Here is a 17324-nt window from a genome sequence, read left to right on the forward strand (position 1 = left end):
TTCAAAGTCACGTTAATGACTATGAATAAAGAAGAATTCCATTTGAGCAAATATAACATAATAAGTCAATTTTATCAACCCCTAAACATCTTATAATTCCCTCAAAAAAATAAAGTTTAAAAACCTATGATTCAAAAGAATATACAAAAAAAAAGAACAAAAGTCATTAATTAAATGATTTTTGTTCTTTTAAATTCTTTTTCCAGGTAACAATTTAGATCTACAATACAAACTAAGTTAATTCTTAATTAAAGCATAACAAATCTAAAACTACTCTTTTTTATATTTCATTTTCAAAACACATCCCAAAGATTCTAAAACCAAAATATAATGCGTGTTGGTTATTTCTTGAACAACTGCATCCTGACTCCTAAAAACGCCTCCCTCCAGTTTTATCTTATCTCCTTTTTTATAAGGCAGGACAGAAATATCAGAAAAACTTGTATCAGAAAGACTTTTTTTTATCGTTTCAATTTCTTCATTTCGAACAATTGCTGCTTTTCCTAACCAAAACAAATATCGGACTACTCCTGCGATCTGAAATACAGCATTTCTATCTTTCTCTGGTAATTGAACAAAAACGTAAGAATTAAAAAGAGGAACTTCAACTTTTTTCTTTCTATCTGACCATTGTTTTATCTGAGTGATTAAAGGACAATAGCATTCGATCCCTACTTCATTTAACTTTTCAGCTACTTTTTTTTCCCATTTAGGTTTCGTATAAACAACATACCAATTCATGCTATTTTTTTTAAGAACCTATTGCGTTGTAAATAAAGCCAATGGTCTTTAATGCTTTTGAATCTAGGATATTTCTTCCATCAAAAACAAAAGCCGGTTTTTGCATAGAATCATATATTTTTTGCCAGTCATATTTTGTAAACTCATCCCATTCGGTAAGAATTGCAATTGCATGTGCTCCTTTGCATGCCTCATAAGAATCTTCAAATGTTAGAACAGCATCAGCATTTTCTGTAGCCTTTCTTGTTTCTAAATAATCTAAATCACTTAAGATTTTATTTCTTGATACCTTTGGGTCATAAACTGAAATTTTCGCCTGTTCATTAATCAAATCATCTGCTACGTATATAGCTGCAGATTCACGTGTATCGTTTGTATCTTTTTTAAATGCCCAGCCTAAAAAGGTTATTTTTTTATCAGCTACTGTGTTATATAAAGTCTGAACAATTTTATTTGAAAATCTTCTCTTTTGATAATTATTCATAATAATAACTTGCTCCCAATAGTCTGCAACTTCATTTAATCCGTAAGATTTTGCTATATAAACCAAATTTAAAATATCCTTTTGAAAACAAGAACCTCCAAAACCTACAGAAGCTTTTAAAAACTTAGAACCAATGCGACTATCCATTCCAATAGCACGTGCCACTTCACTTACATCTGCTCCAGTTTTCTCACATAGCTCAGACATTGCATTTATTGATGAAATACGCTGCGCTAAAAATGCATTTGCTGTAAGTTTAGACAATTCAGATGACCAAACATTTGTTGTTAAAATTTTATCTTTACTAACCCAATTAGCATAAACATCCACTAAGGCATTAATTGCATCTTCTCCTTCAGGAGTTGTATCACCACCAATAAGAATTCTATCCGGATTTAATAAATCAGTAACAGCAGTTCCTTCTGCTAAAAATTCCGGATTGGAAAGAATCTGAAACTGAACCCCGTTTCCTGTATTATCCAGGATACTTTTTATAGCCTCAGCTGTACGAACAGGCAGAGTTGATTTCTCGACAACTATTTTATTGCTTTTAGAAACTTTTGCTATTTGTCTGGCACATAATTCTATGAATTTTAAATCTGCAGCCATTCCTTTACCTTTACCATAGGTTTTAGTAGGTGTATTAACTGAGATAAAAATAACCTGAGCTTCATCTATAGCTTTTTCAACATTTGTCGAAAAGAAAAGATTTCTACCTCTCGCTTCGGCTACGATTTCAGAAAGGCCCGGTTCATAAATTGGAATATTATCTGTATTTGGATCATTCCAATCTTTAATTCTTTGTTCATTCAAATCGACAACAGTTACTTGAATATGTGGGCATTTTTGAGCAATTACTGCCATTGTTGGACCTCCAACATAACCTGCCCCTATGCAACAAATTTTGGTTATTTTCATATTTTCTATATTATGTTTTCTTTTATTTTAAATTATTCCAGTACCAGCTTACTGCCTCTTTTAGTCCTTCTTCCAATGAATATTTGGGATTATATCCCAATAAGCTTTTAGCTTTATCTATACTTGCTAATGAATGTGGAATATCCCCAATTCTTCTTTCTCCGTAAATAATTGGCACATCAGCTATCTTTGAATCAAATTCTATTAAATATTTTTTCAAATATCCAACTAAATCATTCAAAGTATTCCTATCTCCAAACGCAGTATTGTAAATATTATTGACTGCTTGAGAGTTATTAGATGAAATTGCCAGAGCATTCATCTGAATTACATTATCAATATAAGTAAAATCTCTTGAATAATTTCCATCACCATTGATTACAGGGCTTTCATAATTCATTAATTGCATTACAAATTTAGGAATCACTGCAGCGTAAGCTCCCTTTGGATCTTGTTTTCTTCCAAAAACATTAAAATAACGCAAACCTATTGTTTCCAGTCCATAGGATTTACTAAAAATTTCTGCATACAATTCATTTACATATTTAGTAATAGCATAAGGAGATAATGGCTTACCAATTACATTTTCAACCTTAGGCAGACCTTCGGAATCTCCATAAGTAGAAGAACTTGCGGCATAGATGAATCGTTTTACTTTTGCATCACGTGAGGCAACAAGCATATTCAAAAAACCTGAGACATTAACCTCATTTGTAGTAATTGGGTCATTTATTGATCGTGGTACTGAACCTAATGCAGCCTGATGCAATACATAATCTACGCCAACTACAGCTAAACTGCAATCAGTTAAATTTCGAATATCGCCTTCAATTAATTTAAAATTTGGATTTGTTACAAAATCTTTCAAATTATGATAATGCCCAGTCGAAAAATTATCTAAGCAAATTACTTTTTGTCCGGAATTTAAAAAATATTCACATAAATTAGAACCGATAAAACCGGCTCCTCCTGTTATTAAAATAGTATTTTGAACATTTTCTTCCATCTATTTTAAATTGTTATTTTTTTATTTTCTTTAAAATATTCTTTAGAAAACCTACTTCTTTTTCTTCTTCATGATAACCGTCAGAATACGCTCCATATCCACCATAGTAACCATAACCATAAGCAGAACCATATTTAGCTTTGTTTTCAAATCCATTTAAAATGATACTTACATTATTTAGTTCACCTCTTTTAACACGGTTATTTAACAATGTAATCATTTCCTTTTTTGAATAATTTTGCCTTACAACATATAAAGTTACATCGCTAAATTGCATTAACTCTAAGGCGTCAGAGACAAGACCAACCGGCGGAGTATCCAATATAATATAATCATATGTTTTTTTAAGTTCTTCAATCAATTCACCCATTACTTCACTAATAATTAGTTCAGAAGGGTTTGGTGGAACTGGTCCTGAAAGAATGACGTCAAGATAAGGAATTTGAGTTTTATTTACAATTTCGGAAAGAGTCTTTTGTTTTATCAAATAATTAACTACTCCATGATGATTTATCAGATTAAATTCGTCAGCCAATCTTGGTTTCCTTAAATCCATCCCTATTATAACTGTCTTTTTCTCACTCAAAGCAAAAACAGTTGCAATATTTATCGAACAAAATGTTTTTCCTTCCCCACTAATTGAAGAAGTAATCATTAATGTTTTTGCTCCGTCTAGTTGTTTCTTCTTGTATAAAAACTGAAGTGATGAACGTATACCTCTAAAAGCCTCTGATAATGCTGATTTTGGTTTTTGAAAAACGGCTAAACTAGTATTCTCTTTATTAATACCTACAACTCCAATTAGTGGAATTTGTGTTTGTTTGCTAATATCCTCAGTATTTTGAATAGTATTATTAATAAAGAAAAGAATAAAAACAATAATTAAAGGAATTAAAAATCCTAAAAACAAAGCTAAGACATAATTTACAGAAGTTTTTGGGCCAATTAATCCCCCACCAATATCTTTTGCAGGATCTATAAAATGAATATCAGATAAATTAGATGCTTTTACAATTTCTGCTTCATTTCTCTTTTGAAGAAATGAACTGTAGATATTATCACTTAAATCATATTTTCTTTTGATTTTCAATAATTCCTGCTGTTGCTCCGGAAGCCTTTTAATAGTACTCTCCGCTTCTCCTAATTTATTATTGACTAAAGCCAAATCATATTGCAAAGATGCCTTGGCAGAAACTATGTTTTCAAGTAAAACATTTTTAACAGCTATCATTTGATTATCGAAATCCTTAAAAATTTTATCACTTTTTACAGCATAAGACATCTCAGATCTTTGGGTTGACAAAGCAATGAGTTTTGAAACATTTGTTACAATATTTGGATCTTCAATTCCTGCAACTGATGGCGCCGGTAATTTTGAATAATCAACACTATTGTTAAGATATGCTTTTAAGGAGTTATAGTAAGTTATTTTACGCATAACTGCATCTTTCTCAACATCAAAATCTAAAATTTTATCAGAAAATTTAGCACCCCCCTCTTCAATATCATAAATATTTTTATCTTTTCTAAAAGTTTTAAGTTCGTTACCCGTTTCCTTCAGCTGAGATTCCATCGCAACAAGTGTACTATCAATAAATGCTATAGTATTGGTAGCAAACTGATTTTTACCATCTAATTGAATTTTAATTAACATTTTAACTGTAGAATTTAAATATTCAACCATTCTGGCTTTATTTGTACCTTGCATAGATAATGTAAGAATAGAACCGCCCTTTTCTTCTGCATTAACTCCAATTCCACGATAATGCGAAACAGTGGCGTCAAAATCATTAAATCTAACAAAATATTCTTTTCCTTTATAAAAACCGGGATTATCAGTTATTTCCAGTTTCCAATTTAAAAATGGCAGCACAACCTGTTCTCCAACTTTATATCTTTTAATAAATTCAACTGGCTGAACTGCTGTATTGCTATAACTATTATTAGAATAGTTAAATAATGAAACCGAATTATTCTCAAACGGAATTCGAATTTCATATTCGTTTGGACTTAAAAATTTGACTTTGATTAAAGATCCGGCTAATTGAGGTTTTGTTTTATCTATATTGATATAAAAAGGAACGGCGCCATATACATCAATCATATTATACTCTCCTTTTTCAAGATAATCGATATAATATTGCAAATTATCGACTACCAATTCATTATGAGATCTTGATTGCAAAATGGTTGAAATACCACTGACCTGATCAGAAATACCACCCCAGTTAAAAACCAAACTTGTATTGGAAGTAAAAAAAGGATTACTTTCTTCTTTAATAGAAATTAAAGTTTGCATTGCATAAATCTTTTCTTTACGTATATTAACCTGATAAGCAATTGTAAATGCAATAATTAAACTCACTAAAAACAATTTCCAATATCCTCCAATTTTCAACAAAAACCCCTTAAAATCAAAATTTGGATGATTCTCAAAAATCGAAAAATCTTTTATATCTAGCATCTCTCCTATTTAGTTTTTTAATTTTTCAACAATAAATAAACTGTTGTAGCCAAAGATAACAAAGTTATAATTGTACCTATAGATTGTATTCCTGTCTGACCTGTGCCCCACGTTTTCTGTTTTAGTGGTTTTACATAAACATAATCATTAGGCTGTAAGTAATAATAAGGTGACTTCATGACATTTACATCTGTCAAATCAATATCATTCATTTGAACTCCGGTAGGTGTCTGACGAATCACTGTCACTGACTTTCGATTACCAACTGTAGTAATATCACCCGCATTAGCAATTGCTTCCATGATATTTACATGCTCCTGAAACAATGTTTTAGTACCTGTGCTTCCTACTTCTCCATTTATTGTATACCTGAAACCTGCTAATTTTACAGTAACAAATATATTTGCTTCTTTTTTAAAATATTCTTCGAGTAGTTTTTTCTCAATCTTCAAACGCGCTTCTTCAAGTGTATAACCAATTACATTTATTTCACCTAAAATTGGCATTCTTATATTACCGTGATCATCAACAGTAAACCCATTAAAATACAATTGCGATTCAGATTTACCAATATCGGGATTTGAACTTTCAGTAGACTTAAAAATAGCAACCAATTTAGGATCTATCGCTTTAATATCAACACTCAAAACATCATTAACTTGTAATCTGTAGGGTTTTGATTCAACTACTGAAACTGTAGTTTCATTTTCGGAAGTTCCTTTATCCTGCAAATACACTAAATCTTTTACAGGAATACAGGATGTAAATAACGTACTAATTAATAATAAATAAAAACAGTTTTTTGTCATTTTTAAAGTTTTACAAGCAAATATAACTATTCCTTTAATCTTCAGGAAATCTTACTCAATTCGTATTTATTTAATTGTTTCTAAATGTTTTTTCGAAAGGTACACGATGCAAAATACTTCTTCCAAGCGTAACTTCATCTGCATATTCTAATTCATCACCCACCGAAATCCCTCTTGCAATTGTAGAAATTATAATTTCAGAATCGGTAATTTGTTTATATATATAAAAATTAGTAGTATCCCCTTCCATTGTAGAGCTCAATGCGAAAATAATTTCAACAACTTTACCCAGCTTTACCTTCTCAACTAAAGTAGATATATTTAACTGACTTGGGCCTACTCCTTCAATTGGAGAAATCTTACCTCCTAAAACATGATAAATACCTTTATATTGCCCTGTATTTTCTATAGCCATCACATCTCTGATATCTTCAACAACACAAATAGTCTGATGATTTCTTGATGAATTAGCACAAATCTCACAAACTTTTGAGTCTGAAATATTATGGCAATTCTCGCAAAATTTAATATCTTCACGCATATTCAATAATGCTTGCGACAAAAAACCTGTTTGTTCTTTAGGCTGTTTTAATAAATGAAGTACTAAACGTAATGCCGTACGCTTACCAATTCCTGGTAATTGCGACATTTCATTAACTGCTTTTTCTATTAATTTTGATGAAAATTCCATAAAAACAAAAGTAATATTTTAAATGGTTTGGCAGAGTGTTGAAAAAACTTAATTTAATGTATCTGCAAGTACAAAAGTTTTTCGCAAAACAATATTTTGAACCCTTACAGAAACGATATGCTTTTGTGCCGGAGTTCAGCGCAAAAGATAAAGTATACAGCAGGAATAGCTTTAAAAAAGCTAATACTGATTTGTTGCCAACAAAACTAATGTGCAGGCAACCTCCGCCTTAATATTATTAAGCTCCAGCAACTGATACAACTCAGGATTTTCGGTTCCAGGATTAAAGACCACCCGTTTAGGCTTTGCTTCAATAATATAATTATAATAATCGCGCTGGCGAACAGGATTTAAATATAAAGTTATTGTATCTATATTTTTAACAGGGATAGCTTTGGTATGGATTTTTACACCGGCAACTTCACCGGCATTTTGACCAATTGCCAAAACTGTACATCCTTTTTGAATCAACATATTTATAGCTTTAAAAGCATAACGTTCAGGTTTTGCTGTAGCACCTAGAACTAAAGTTTTTTTATTTTTCATTATCTCTGAATATGCAACAAAAGTAATCAAAAAAGGCTGGATATCCTGCCTATTATTGAATTAGAGACATTAAAGAAGAAAAAACAATATACTAACATCATTTTGGAGTAAAATCTTAAAATTTGATTATTTTTACTTTATTAACCGAAAAAACATTATGGATTTATTCATTTATTTATTTGCCGCTCTTTTCTCTGTTTTAAACCCAATTGGCACCGTCCCTATCTTTGTAGGACTCACTCATGATGATTCGGAAACTGAGCGCTCCAGAATCTCACTATGGACAGCAATTAATGTTTTTATTATTTTGATTGTATCCTTCTTTATCGGTCAATATGTATTGACGTTTTTCGGAATCAGTATTGACGCGCTTCGAATTGCCGGTGGACTTGTAATATTAAATTCCGGTTTTTCATTATTATCCGGAAAAATAAGCAAAAAAAGAGGAATTAATAAAAAAGTAGAAAATGATGCACAACAAAGAAATGATATAGCTTTGACTCCACTGGCAATTCCGATGCTGGCTGGTCCGGGGTCTATCTCATTGTTAATTGCTTTTTATCAGGAGCATCATGAAATGAAAGAAATAATAATTTCGAGTATAGCCATTTTGGCAATAGCAATTACCATTTATGCTATCTTAAAAAGTGCGCATTATTTGGCTCGAATATTAGGAGCTTCAGGTATCGTCGCAATTTCCAGAATAGTCGGTTTCATAGTAATTGCAATAGGAATTCAGTATATTGTTAGCTCTATAATTAATATTATAAAAGGAAACTTGATGTAAATACTTCGAATATCTAAATACAAAATCCCAAATTCCATACTGTAGTGATTCAGTTTTTGGAATTTGGAATTTTCTAATTAAAAATTTTAAACTTAGTTTCTCGGTAAAAAAACTTCAGCCATCATACATCTGGCACTTCCACCACCGCAAGCTTCAATAGTATCCAAACTTGAGCTTAAAATTTCAGCATGCGTTTCTAATTGTGTAATTTGTTTTACTGTTAAGCTTTGATGAGCTGATGAACTCATAACAATATACTTTTTATTATTTGCTCCTCGAACTTCTAACATATTACCAGCAAAATTATTTACTTGTGCTTCGGTAATTAAAATAATTTCTTTTTTATCAGCTTTTAAATTTTCCAGAACCATTTTACGTTCTTTTTTATCATCAATACTATCTGCACAAATAACCGCAAAAGTTTCGCCCAGACACATCATTACATTTGTATGATAGATCAATTTGCGTTCTCCTTCTACAGTTTGAAAAGCTTCAAAAATTACCGGAGCATAATCAAAATCTTCACAGAATTCAATAAACAATTCTTCATCTGCACGAGGTGATAACGCACAATATGCTTTTCCGTTAGCTCTGTCTAAAAGTAAACTACCTGTTCCTTCAAGAAAAATGCCATCCTCTTCAGCCGAAGTATAATCCATAATGTTACTAATCTCAAAACCTTTTTCTTCAAGGGTATCCAAAATATCTTCGCGACGCTCCGGACGACGGTTTTCGGCAAACATTGGATACAAAGCCACATCCCCATTTTCGTGAAATGAAACCCAGTTATTTGGAAAAACACTATCAGGTGTATCTGTTTCTAATGTATCTTCGATAACTGTAACATCAACACCCACAGCTCTTAATTTTTCCACAAAAACATCAAACTCTTGCTGTGCTTTTGCATTTACTGTACTTGGCAAAAGTCCGTCTAATACTTTTTGATAATAATTATTTATGGCTGTCTGTTCATTCATCCTAAAAGCAACAGGACGAATCATTACGATAGCATTTGTTATTTGTTCCATATCTGTATATTTTAATTTTGTAGAGACATACTCTGTACATCTTTACTTTACATGTATTAATCTCTAATTAAAGGCAAAGTTGAACATCTAAGCAAACCTTCCTGCTTTGCAATTTCAGCATACGGAATTTCTTCAACTGTAAAACCATTAGTACGTAACCAATTATTTAATCTCGTAAAATTCTTTTCTGAAACTACAATGTTTTCATCTATTGAAAAAACATTTGAAAACATATTATACATTTCGTTTCTTTCGATATGGAATAAATTTTCTTTTCCAAAAAGATTTACCAAATAAAGATAATCTGCTTCTTCCCGAAAACCTCTTTTATAAATGATTCCTTTATCTTTTCCAACAGGCTGAAAACAGCAATCTAAATGCAAAGCATTATCACGAGCTTCTAATTTAGATTTAACCAAATCAAATTCTTTGACAATTTTGTTTGGGAATAACTCTTTGATATAATTTACACCTTGAATATTAGTCCTTGCAGTTATATAATCTTTATAATCACTCCCTTTATAAGTTCCAATAAAAATATGGCCGTTCCAAAGCATAACATCACCACCTTCAATATGAACTTCTTGTGGCGGGCGAACAACTTTTAAAGGATTTATTTGATTAATTACATATTGAATAGCATCTAGCTCACGTTCTCTGTCAGGCAAAATATTTGATTTAATAAAGACATCATCAATTACAAAACCAATATCTCTAGTGAAAATTTGATTATAACTCTCTATCATTTCCGGACGATAAACTTTTATATCATATTTTTGAAAAACGGAATTAAAAGCATCCATCTCAACAACCATATCTTTTTCGAGAGGATACGTTCCTGCCTTAATATGTTCCAACGATTTAGGATCATAGGCCTCTTTTATTGAGGGAGTTGGCCCATTATGAACGGCAGAACCCAAAACTACAGCACGTAATCTTGATGTTTCGTTCTTTATATTTAACTGCAACATAAGTGTTAGATTTTGTTGCAAATATAAAAAAAGCTTCACAGTTAAGTGAAGCTTTCATTTTATTTATTTGACTGAAATTCCCTCAATGGATGACCAGTATAAATTTGTCTTGGTCTTCCAATTGGCTCTTTATTTTCGCGCATTTCTTTCCATTGTGCAATCCAGCCTGGTAATCTTCCAATAGCAAACATTACTGTAAACATATCGGTTGGAATACCTAACGCTCTGTAAATGATTCCAGAGTAAAAATCCACATTTGGATATAAATTTCTTGACTTGAAGTATTCATCTTCTAAAGCCGCAGCCTCTAATTTTTTTGCAATCTCCAAAATTGGATCTTCAACACCCAACGTTTCTAATACTTCTTTAGCTGCTTTTTTAATAATTTTTGCTCTAGGATCAAAGTTCTTATAAACTCTGTGACCAAATCCCATTAATCTAAATGGATCATTTTTATCTTTTGCTTTCGCTAAAAATTTATCAGTATCTCCACCATCTTTATTAATTTCTTCTAACATTTCAAGAACTGCCTGATTGGCACCTCCGTGAAGTGGCCCCCAAAGAGCAGAAACTCCTGCAGAAATCGAAGCAAACAAACCTGCATGAGAAGAACCTACCATTCTTACTGTAGAAGTAGAACAATTTTGCTCATGATCTGCATGAAGAATAAATAATTTGTCTAATGCATCAACAACAACTGGATTTGATTTGTAAGGCCCAGTAGGCAGTTCAAACATCAAATGCATAAAGTTTTCTACATACCCTATTGTATTGTCGTAATAATTTAACGGATAGCCCATAGATTTTCTGTAGGTCCAAGTTGCAATTACAAGAAATTTGGCCATTGTTTTACAAATAGCATCATACATTTCTTTTTCGTTGTCAACATTTACCGGCTTTGGATTAAATGCTGTCAAAGCACTAGTCAAGGCAGATAAAACTCCCATTGGGTGAGCCGTTTTTGGAAAACCGTCAATAATATTTTTCATCTCTTCGTTAACCAAAGAATGCTTTTTAATATCATTTTCGAATTGTGCTAATTGCTGAGCAGTTGGTAATTCTCCGAAAATCAAAAGATAAGAGGTTTCTAAAAAACTAGCTTTTTCAGCTAAATCTTCAATTGAATAACCTCTATAACGAAGAATTCCTAATTCCCCATCTAAGAAAGTGATTTCACTTTTGCAAGAACCTGAGTTTTTATAACCTGGATCAATAGTAATAATACCAGTTAAATCACGTAATTTGTTAATATCGATAGCTGATTCATTTTCGCTTCCTGTGATTACCGGAAGTTCAATTTTCTTACCATCTACTTCTAATGTAGCAGTTTTTGACATAATATATCGGAAATAATTCTTTAAAATAATAATTTATCAAATCTAAGGAATTTAAGACTAATTAAAAAAAGAATAATACTATGAATTTGTTAAAACTCCAAAAAAAAACCATCCGTTTATACGAATGGTTTTATTCTACAATATAACTCTTACAATTATTTGATTTTAAAAGCTTTTAATCCCGGAAAATAAGCAGTACTTCCCAACTCTTCTTCAATTCTTAATAATTGATTGTATTTTGCCATACGATCAGAACGAGAAGCAGAACCTGTTTTAATTTGCCCACAGTTTAAAGCTACTGCTAAATCAGCAATTGTATTATCCTCTGTTTCACCTGAACGGTGAGACATTACTGAAGTATAACCTGCATTTTTAGCCATATTAACAGCTGCTATCGTTTCAGTTAAAGTACCAATTTGATTCACTTTTACTAAAATTGAATTTGCTATTCCTTTTTCAATTCCTGTCGATAGACGTTCAACATTAGTAACGAATAAATCATCACCAACCAATTGAACTTTATGTCCTATTTTCTCAGTAAGCAATTTCCATCCATCCCAGTCATTTTCATCCATACCATCTTCGATAGAAATAATTGGATATTTAGCAACCAATTCAGCCAAGTATTCAACTTGCTCAACTGAAGATCTAACTTTACCTGTTTCTCCTTCAAATTTAGAGTAATCATACTTACCGTTTACATAAAATTCTGCAGAAGCACAGTCTAGTGCAATCATAATTTCATCACCGAAAGAATATCCTGCATTTTGAACTGCTAATTTAATTGTATCCAAAGCGTCTTCAGTACCTCCAGCCAAGTTTGGCGCAAAACCACCTTCGTCACCTACAGCAGTACTTAACCCTCTATCGTGTAATACTTTTTTCAGACTATGGAAAATTTCAGTTCCCATTTGCATAGCGTGAGTAAAAGAAGTTGCCTTTACAGGAAAAATCATAAACTCCTGAAAAGCAATAGGGGCATCAGAATGAGAACCACCATTAATGATATTCATCATTGGCACAGGTAAGGTATTGGCAGAAACTCCACCAACATATCTGTATAATGGCAATCCAAGCTCATTAGCAGCAGCCTTCGCAGCAGCCAATGAAACTCCTAATATAGCATTTGCTCCTAATTTAGATTTATTTGGAGTCCCGTCTAAATCAATCATTAACTGATCGATAGTATTTTGTTCAAAAACAGAAGTTCCTACCAATTCTTCAGCAATAACAGTATTTACATTATTCACCGCATTCAAAACTCCTTTTCCAAGATATGCTTTACCACCATCACGTAATTCAACAGCTTCATGTTCTCCAGTTGAAGCACCAGATGGAACAGCAGCTCTACCTAAAACACCATTTTCAGTTACAACATCAACTTCAATAGTAGGATTACCTCTGGAATCAAAAATTTGTCTTGCGTGAACTTTAATTATAATACTCATTATTTTTGTTTTTTATTAGTAAATTATATGTTTTTTACGAAATTATAAAAATATTTAATAGTAAAAACGTATTGTTGATATTAAACATCTTTATTTATTAACTATATCGTTTTAGAGGCAGCTTGTTTTATGTTCTCAACAAACTGATCAAATAAATACGATGAATCATGTGGTCCAGGACTTGCTTCGGGATGATATTGTACTGAAAAACAATTTTTGTTTTTCATACGCATTCCTGCAACAGTATCATCATTAAGATGTACATGTGTAATCTCTAATTCAGGATGACCATCTAAAGCTTCCCTTTTTACAGCAAAACCATGATTTTGAGAAGTTATTTCGCCTCTTCCGGTAATAATATTTTTTACCGGATGATTAATCCCACGATGACCACCAAACATCTTATACGTTTTAACTCCATTAGCAAGAGCAATAATCTGATGACCTAAACAAATTCCAAATAAAGGTCTATCGTCTGCGATAATTTCTTTAGCAACTTCTATAGCACCAAATAACGGATCTGGATCACCAGGACCATTTGATAAAAAGTATCCATCCGGATTAAATTCTGACAAATCTTTATAAGTTGAATTATAAGGAAAGACTTTAATATAACAATCTCTTTTTGCAAGGTTTCTTAAAATATTCTTTTTGATTCCAAGATCTAAAGCAGATATTTTATAAGTAGCACTTTCATCACCAAAAAAATAAGGCTCAGTAGTTGAAACTTTTGATGCCAACTCTAAACCTTCCATGTTTGGCACATTAGCCAATTCTTTTTTCAATTCTTCAACAGAAGTTCCGTCTGTACAAATAACAGCATTCATAGCGCCGTTATCACGAATATAGCTAACAAGAGCTCTCGTATCAACATCAGAAATACAAATCAAATTTTGTTTAGTAAAGTAATCTTCTAAGCTCCCTGATGCGTCTTCTCTTGAATAATTAAAGCTAAAATTTTTACAAACCAAACCAGCAATTTTAACGCTATCAGATTCTATTTCCTGATCATTAACACCGTAGTTTCCTATATGCGCATTTGTAGCAACTAATATCTGTCCAAAATAAGAAGGATCAGTAAAAATTTCCTGATATCCTGTCATTCCTGTATTAAAACAAACTTCACCAAAAGTTTTACCGCTAATTCCGATAGATTTCCCGTGAAAAATAGTTCCATCACTTAGTAATAAAATGGCGCTTTGTCGTGTCGTGTATTTCATTATTTAATTTGTATTGTTCTTTTTATCGTCTTCAAAACAAGCTATAGCTCATTTATTTATAATTAGATATTTTGCAAATTTACTTTTTTAAAAGAGTGCTTCCAAGATTTTTTAAAAATTTCATTCACAAAAATAAAACCCAAACTCTCAAAAAAGTTAAATTATACTTTCTCTATAAAAAAATAAAAAAAAAGGATAAACTAAAAATTAGCTTATCCTTGATTTCTATAGAATCATTACTTTCATAATTATTCAGAAGCTTCAGTAGTTGTTTCTGATTCAGCAGCTGGAGCTTCAGTAGTTTCCTCAGCTTTTTTTGCTTTACCACCACGACGGCTTTTAGCTTTTTTAACTTCTTTTTTACCTCCATTGTAAAGTTCATTAAAATCTACAAGTTCGATCATTGCCATATCAGCATTATCTCCCAAACGATTTCCAACTTTAATGATACGAGTGTATCCTCCTGGACGGTCACCAACTTTAGCAGCTACATCTCTGAACAAGTCAGTTACCGCATATTTGCTACGTAGGTAAGCAAAAACAATACGACGATTGTGAGTCGTATCTTCTTTTGATTTTGTGATTAAAGGCTCAACAAATTGTTTAAGCGCTTTAGCCTTAGCAACAGTAGTGTTAATACGTTTGTGCTCAATAAGAGAACAAGCCATATTAGCCAACATAGCTTTTCTATGTCCAGTCTGTCTGCTTAAGTGATTGAATTTTTTTCCGTGTCTCATTGCTATTTTAAATTTAATCCCGCAAGCGGGATTGAATTATTCTTTATCTAATTTGTATTTAGCTAAATCCATTCCGAAAGTTAAATTTTTAACCGCTACTAGTTCATCTAGTTCAGTTAAAGATTTTTTGCCAAAATTACGGAATTTCATTAGGTCATTTTTATTGAACGATACTAAATCACCAAGTGTATCAACTTCAGCCGCTTTCAAGCAATTTAATGCTCTCACAGATAAATCCATATCAACAAGCTTAGTTTTAAGCAATTGTCTCATATGCAATGACTCTTCATCATACGATTCTGTTTGTGCAATTTCGTCAGCCTCGAGTGTAATTCTTTCGTCAGAAAATAACATGAAGTGGTGAATTAAAACTTTAGCAGCTTCAGTAAGAGCATCTTTTGGATTAATAGAACCATCAGTTTTAATTTCAAAAACTAATTTTTCATAATCTGTTTTCTGTTCTACACGGAAGTTTTCAATTGCATACTTAACATTTTTTACCGGAGTAAAAATTGAGTCAGTAAAAATAGTTCCAATTGCAGCGTTCTGTTTTTTGTTCTCCTCAGCAGGAACATATCCTCTACCTTTTTCGATTGTTAAATCGAAGTTCAATTTGATTTTAGAATCTAAATTACAGATAACAAGGTCTGGATTCAAAACTTGAAAACCTGAGATAAATTTTTGAAAATCACCTGCTGTTAATTGATCTTTACCAGAAACAGAAATTGTAACTGCTTCATTATCGATATCTTCAATTTGACGTTTGAAACGCACTTGTTTTAGATTAAGGATAATTTCGGTAACATCTTCAACAACACCTGAAATAGTAGAAAACTCATGATCTACACCTTCGATACGAACAGATGTAATTGCATAACCTTCTAATGCTGAAAGCAAAACTCTTCTAAGTGCATTACCAACTGTCAATCCATAACCAGGTTCTAAAGGTCTAAATTCGAATTTACCTTCAAAATCGGTTGAATCGATCATGATAACTTTATCGGGCTTTTGAAAATTAAATATTGCCATAAATTTCGACTAAGTCAATTATTATTTGTTGTACAACTCTACGATTAATTGTTCTTTAATGTTTTCTGGAATTTGAAGTCTTGCAGGTACAGAAACAAAAGTTCCTTCTTTAAGATCATTGTTCCAAGTAATCCATTCATAAACATGACTTGAATTTGATAAAGAACGTTCGATTGCTTCTAAAGATTTAGATTTTTCACGAACTGCAACTTTATCACCAGGCTTAAGGTGGTAAGAAGGAATATTTACAACTTCACCATTTACGGTAATATGTCTATGAGAAACTAATTGTCTTGCACCTCTACGAGATGGAGCAATTCCCATTCTAAAAACAACATTATCTAATCTTGCTTCACATAATTGTAAAAGAACCTCACCAGTAACACCTTTAGTAGCTGATGCTTTTTTGAATAAACCTCTGAATTGTTTTTCTAAAATTCCATAAGAATATTTAGCTTTTTGCTTCTCCATTAACTGAACAGCATACTCAGATTTTTTACCTCTTTTTTTAGCCATCCCGTGTTGTCCAGGTGGGTAATTTCTTTTTTCGAAAGATTTATCATCTCCGAATATTGCTTCGCCAAATTTACGAGCAATTCTAGTTTTAGGACCAGTATATCTTGCCATTTCTAAAAAATTAAATTTAAGGTAGAGATTATGAATTCAGGTCATATCCTTCGATAATCGTTTATTCTACCTTGTTATACTTAAATATATTATTAAACTCTACGTCTCTTTGGAGGACGACATCCGTTGTGAGGCATTGGAGTAACATCGATAATCTCTGTAACTTCAATTCCACCGTTATGAATAGAACGGATGGCAGACTCACGCCCGTTTCCTGGTCCCTTTACATAAACCTTAACTTTTTTAAGTCCTGCCTCAAGAGCTACTTTACTACAATCTTCTGCTGCCATTTGAGCCGCATATGGAGTATTCTTTTTAGAACCTCTGAAACCCATTTTTCCAGCTGAAGACCAAGAAATAACTTCACCTTTCTTATTTGTCAAAGAAATAATGATGTTATTGAAAGTGGCAGAAATATGAGCTTCACCCGTTGATTCAACGATAACTTTACGTTTTTTTGCAGTTGCTTTAGCCATATTAC

Annotated in this window: 17 protein-coding genes; 1 reads left to right on the top strand and 16 read right to left on the bottom strand. The window is 32.0% G+C overall.

Going from position 1 to position 17324, the window contains the following annotated elements; genetic code table 11:
- Nucleotides 1–270: 270 nt before the first annotated feature.
- The 7 genes from ACEN2I_RS04920 to ACEN2I_RS04950 form a co-directional block, all read right to left on the bottom strand.
- Complete coding sequence (locus ACEN2I_RS04920) at nt 271–741, bottom strand: UpxY family transcription antiterminator (protein WP_441764999.1); 471 nt, start codon at nt 739–741, stop codon at nt 271–273.
- Nucleotides 742–751: 10 nt separating this feature from the next.
- Nucleotides 752–2143 carry a UDP-glucose 6-dehydrogenase gene (locus ACEN2I_RS04925; RefSeq protein ID WP_441765000.1) on the bottom strand — a complete coding sequence of 464 codons (1392 nt, stop codon included), beginning with the start codon at nt 2141–2143 and terminating at the stop codon, nt 752–754.
- A 22-nt stretch (nt 2144–2165) separates the two neighbouring features.
- Nucleotides 2166–3149 (bottom strand): SDR family oxidoreductase, encoded by a 984-nt coding sequence (locus tag ACEN2I_RS04930; RefSeq protein ID WP_441765001.1) that lies wholly within the window; start codon nt 3147–3149, stop codon nt 2166–2168.
- 13 nt (nt 3150–3162) lie between these two features.
- A complete protein-coding gene (locus ACEN2I_RS04935; RefSeq protein ID WP_441765002.1) occupies nt 3163–5613 on the bottom strand; it encodes a polysaccharide biosynthesis tyrosine autokinase in 2451 nt (816 codons plus the stop codon).
- A gap of 17 nt (nt 5614–5630) precedes the next feature.
- Complete coding sequence (locus ACEN2I_RS04940) at nt 5631–6422, bottom strand: polysaccharide biosynthesis/export family protein (RefSeq protein ID WP_441765003.1); 792 nt, start codon at nt 6420–6422, stop codon at nt 5631–5633.
- A 70-nt stretch (nt 6423–6492) separates the two neighbouring features.
- Entirely contained in the window at nt 6493–7113 is a 621-nt protein-coding gene (gene recR, locus ACEN2I_RS04945) for a recombination mediator RecR (protein ID WP_441765004.1), read from the bottom strand.
- A 180-nt stretch (nt 7114–7293) separates the two neighbouring features.
- Nucleotides 7294–7659: a CoA-binding protein gene (locus tag ACEN2I_RS04950; RefSeq protein ID WP_441765005.1), complete on the bottom strand. Its 366-nt coding sequence runs from the start codon at nt 7657–7659 to the stop codon at nt 7294–7296.
- 157 nt (nt 7660–7816) lie between these two features.
- On the opposite strand from ACEN2I_RS04950, the gene ACEN2I_RS04955 reads away from it, so the two are divergent.
- Nucleotides 7817–8446: a MarC family NAAT transporter gene (locus tag ACEN2I_RS04955; RefSeq protein ID WP_441765006.1), complete on the top strand. Its 630-nt coding sequence runs from the start codon at nt 7817–7819 to the stop codon at nt 8444–8446.
- A gap of 92 nt (nt 8447–8538) precedes the next feature.
- Here the strand turns inward: ACEN2I_RS04955 and ctlX are convergent, their stop codons facing one another.
- From ctlX to rpsK, 9 genes are all read right to left on the bottom strand, one after another.
- Nucleotides 8539–9474 (bottom strand): citrulline utilization hydrolase CtlX, encoded by a 936-nt coding sequence (gene ctlX / locus ACEN2I_RS04960; RefSeq protein ID WP_441765007.1) that lies wholly within the window; start codon nt 9472–9474, stop codon nt 8539–8541.
- Nucleotides 9475–9530: 56 nt separating this feature from the next.
- Nucleotides 9531–10445, bottom strand: a complete 915-nt coding sequence (locus tag ACEN2I_RS04965; RefSeq protein ID WP_441765008.1) for a dimethylarginine dimethylaminohydrolase family protein — start codon at nt 10443–10445, stop codon at nt 9531–9533.
- Between the two features lie 59 nt (nt 10446–10504).
- Nucleotides 10505–11782, bottom strand: a complete 1278-nt coding sequence (locus ACEN2I_RS04970) for a citrate synthase (protein ID WP_441765009.1) — start codon at nt 11780–11782, stop codon at nt 10505–10507.
- A 155-nt stretch (nt 11783–11937) separates the two neighbouring features.
- Entirely contained in the window at nt 11938–13230 is a 1293-nt protein-coding gene (gene eno / locus ACEN2I_RS04975; RefSeq protein WP_441765010.1) for a phosphopyruvate hydratase, read from the bottom strand.
- Between the two features lie 101 nt (nt 13231–13331).
- Nucleotides 13332–14450, bottom strand: coding sequence for a glutamine-hydrolyzing carbamoyl-phosphate synthase small subunit (carA, locus tag ACEN2I_RS04980; protein ID WP_441765011.1), 1119 nt, complete (start codon nt 14448–14450; stop codon nt 13332–13334).
- A gap of 248 nt (nt 14451–14698) precedes the next feature.
- Nucleotides 14699–15187, bottom strand: coding sequence for a 50S ribosomal protein L17 (rplQ, locus tag ACEN2I_RS04985; protein WP_007803683.1), 489 nt, complete (start codon nt 15185–15187; stop codon nt 14699–14701).
- A gap of 36 nt (nt 15188–15223) precedes the next feature.
- Complete coding sequence (locus tag ACEN2I_RS04990) at nt 15224–16216, bottom strand: DNA-directed RNA polymerase subunit alpha (RefSeq protein ID WP_026109818.1); 993 nt, start codon at nt 16214–16216, stop codon at nt 15224–15226.
- Nucleotides 16217–16237: 21 nt separating this feature from the next.
- Nucleotides 16238–16843, bottom strand: coding sequence for a 30S ribosomal protein S4 (rpsD, locus tag ACEN2I_RS04995; RefSeq protein WP_007803679.1), 606 nt, complete (start codon nt 16841–16843; stop codon nt 16238–16240).
- A gap of 92 nt (nt 16844–16935) precedes the next feature.
- Nucleotides 16936–17319, bottom strand: a complete 384-nt coding sequence (gene rpsK / locus ACEN2I_RS05000) for a 30S ribosomal protein S11 (RefSeq protein WP_007803677.1) — start codon at nt 17317–17319, stop codon at nt 16936–16938.
- Nucleotides 17320–17324 lie beyond the last annotated feature (5 nt).

The sequence above is a fragment of the Flavobacterium sp. W22_SRS_FK3 genome (assembly GCF_052113665.1).
Classification (GTDB): domain Bacteria; phylum Bacteroidota; class Bacteroidia; order Flavobacteriales; family Flavobacteriaceae; genus Flavobacterium.

What these genes read in the sequence shown, in the direction of transcription:
- carA (WP_441765011.1), bottom strand. Translation starts at nt 14,450, where the DNA reads ATGAAATACACGACACGACAAAGCGCCATTTTATTACTAAGTGATGGA.
- ACEN2I_RS04950 (WP_441765005.1), bottom strand. Translation starts at nt 7,659, where the DNA reads ATGAAAAATAAAAAAACTTTAGTTCTAGGTGCTACAGCAAAACCTGAA.
- ACEN2I_RS04930 (WP_441765001.1), bottom strand. Translation starts at nt 3,149, where the DNA reads ATGGAAGAAAATGTTCAAAATACTATTTTAATAACAGGAGGAGCCGGT.
- ACEN2I_RS04955 (WP_441765006.1), top strand. Translation starts at nt 7,817, where the DNA reads ATGGATTTATTCATTTATTTATTTGCCGCTCTTTTCTCTGTTTTAAAC.
- ACEN2I_RS04970 (WP_441765009.1), bottom strand. Translation starts at nt 11,782, where the DNA reads ATGTCAAAAACTGCTACATTAGAAGTAGATGGTAAGAAAATTGAACTT.
- ACEN2I_RS04935 (WP_441765002.1), bottom strand. Translation starts at nt 5,613, where the DNA reads ATGCTAGATATAAAAGATTTTTCGATTTTTGAGAATCATCCAAATTTT.
- ACEN2I_RS04965 (WP_441765008.1), bottom strand. Translation starts at nt 10,445, where the DNA reads ATGTTGCAGTTAAATATAAAGAACGAAACATCAAGATTACGTGCTGTA.
- eno (WP_441765010.1), bottom strand. Translation starts at nt 13,230, where the DNA reads ATGAGTATTATAATTAAAGTTCACGCAAGACAAATTTTTGATTCCAGA.
- rpsK (WP_007803677.1), bottom strand. Translation starts at nt 17,319, where the DNA reads ATGGCTAAAGCAACTGCAAAAAAACGTAAAGTTATCGTTGAATCAACG.
- ACEN2I_RS04920 (WP_441764999.1), bottom strand. Translation starts at nt 741, where the DNA reads ATGAATTGGTATGTTGTTTATACGAAACCTAAATGGGAAAAAAAAGTA.
- recR (WP_441765004.1), bottom strand. Translation starts at nt 7,113, where the DNA reads ATGGAATTTTCATCAAAATTAATAGAAAAAGCAGTTAATGAAATGTCG.
- ACEN2I_RS04990 (WP_026109818.1), bottom strand. Translation starts at nt 16,216, where the DNA reads ATGGCAATATTTAATTTTCAAAAGCCCGATAAAGTTATCATGATCGAT.
- ACEN2I_RS04940 (WP_441765003.1), bottom strand. Translation starts at nt 6,422, where the DNA reads ATGACAAAAAACTGTTTTTATTTATTATTAATTAGTACGTTATTTACA.
- ACEN2I_RS04925 (WP_441765000.1), bottom strand. Translation starts at nt 2,143, where the DNA reads ATGAAAATAACCAAAATTTGTTGCATAGGGGCAGGTTATGTTGGAGGT.
- rplQ (WP_007803683.1), bottom strand. Translation starts at nt 15,187, where the DNA reads ATGAGACACGGAAAAAAATTCAATCACTTAAGCAGACAGACTGGACAT.
- rpsD (WP_007803679.1), bottom strand. Translation starts at nt 16,843, where the DNA reads ATGGCAAGATATACTGGTCCTAAAACTAGAATTGCTCGTAAATTTGGC.
- ctlX (WP_441765007.1), bottom strand. Translation starts at nt 9,474, where the DNA reads ATGGAACAAATAACAAATGCTATCGTAATGATTCGTCCTGTTGCTTTT.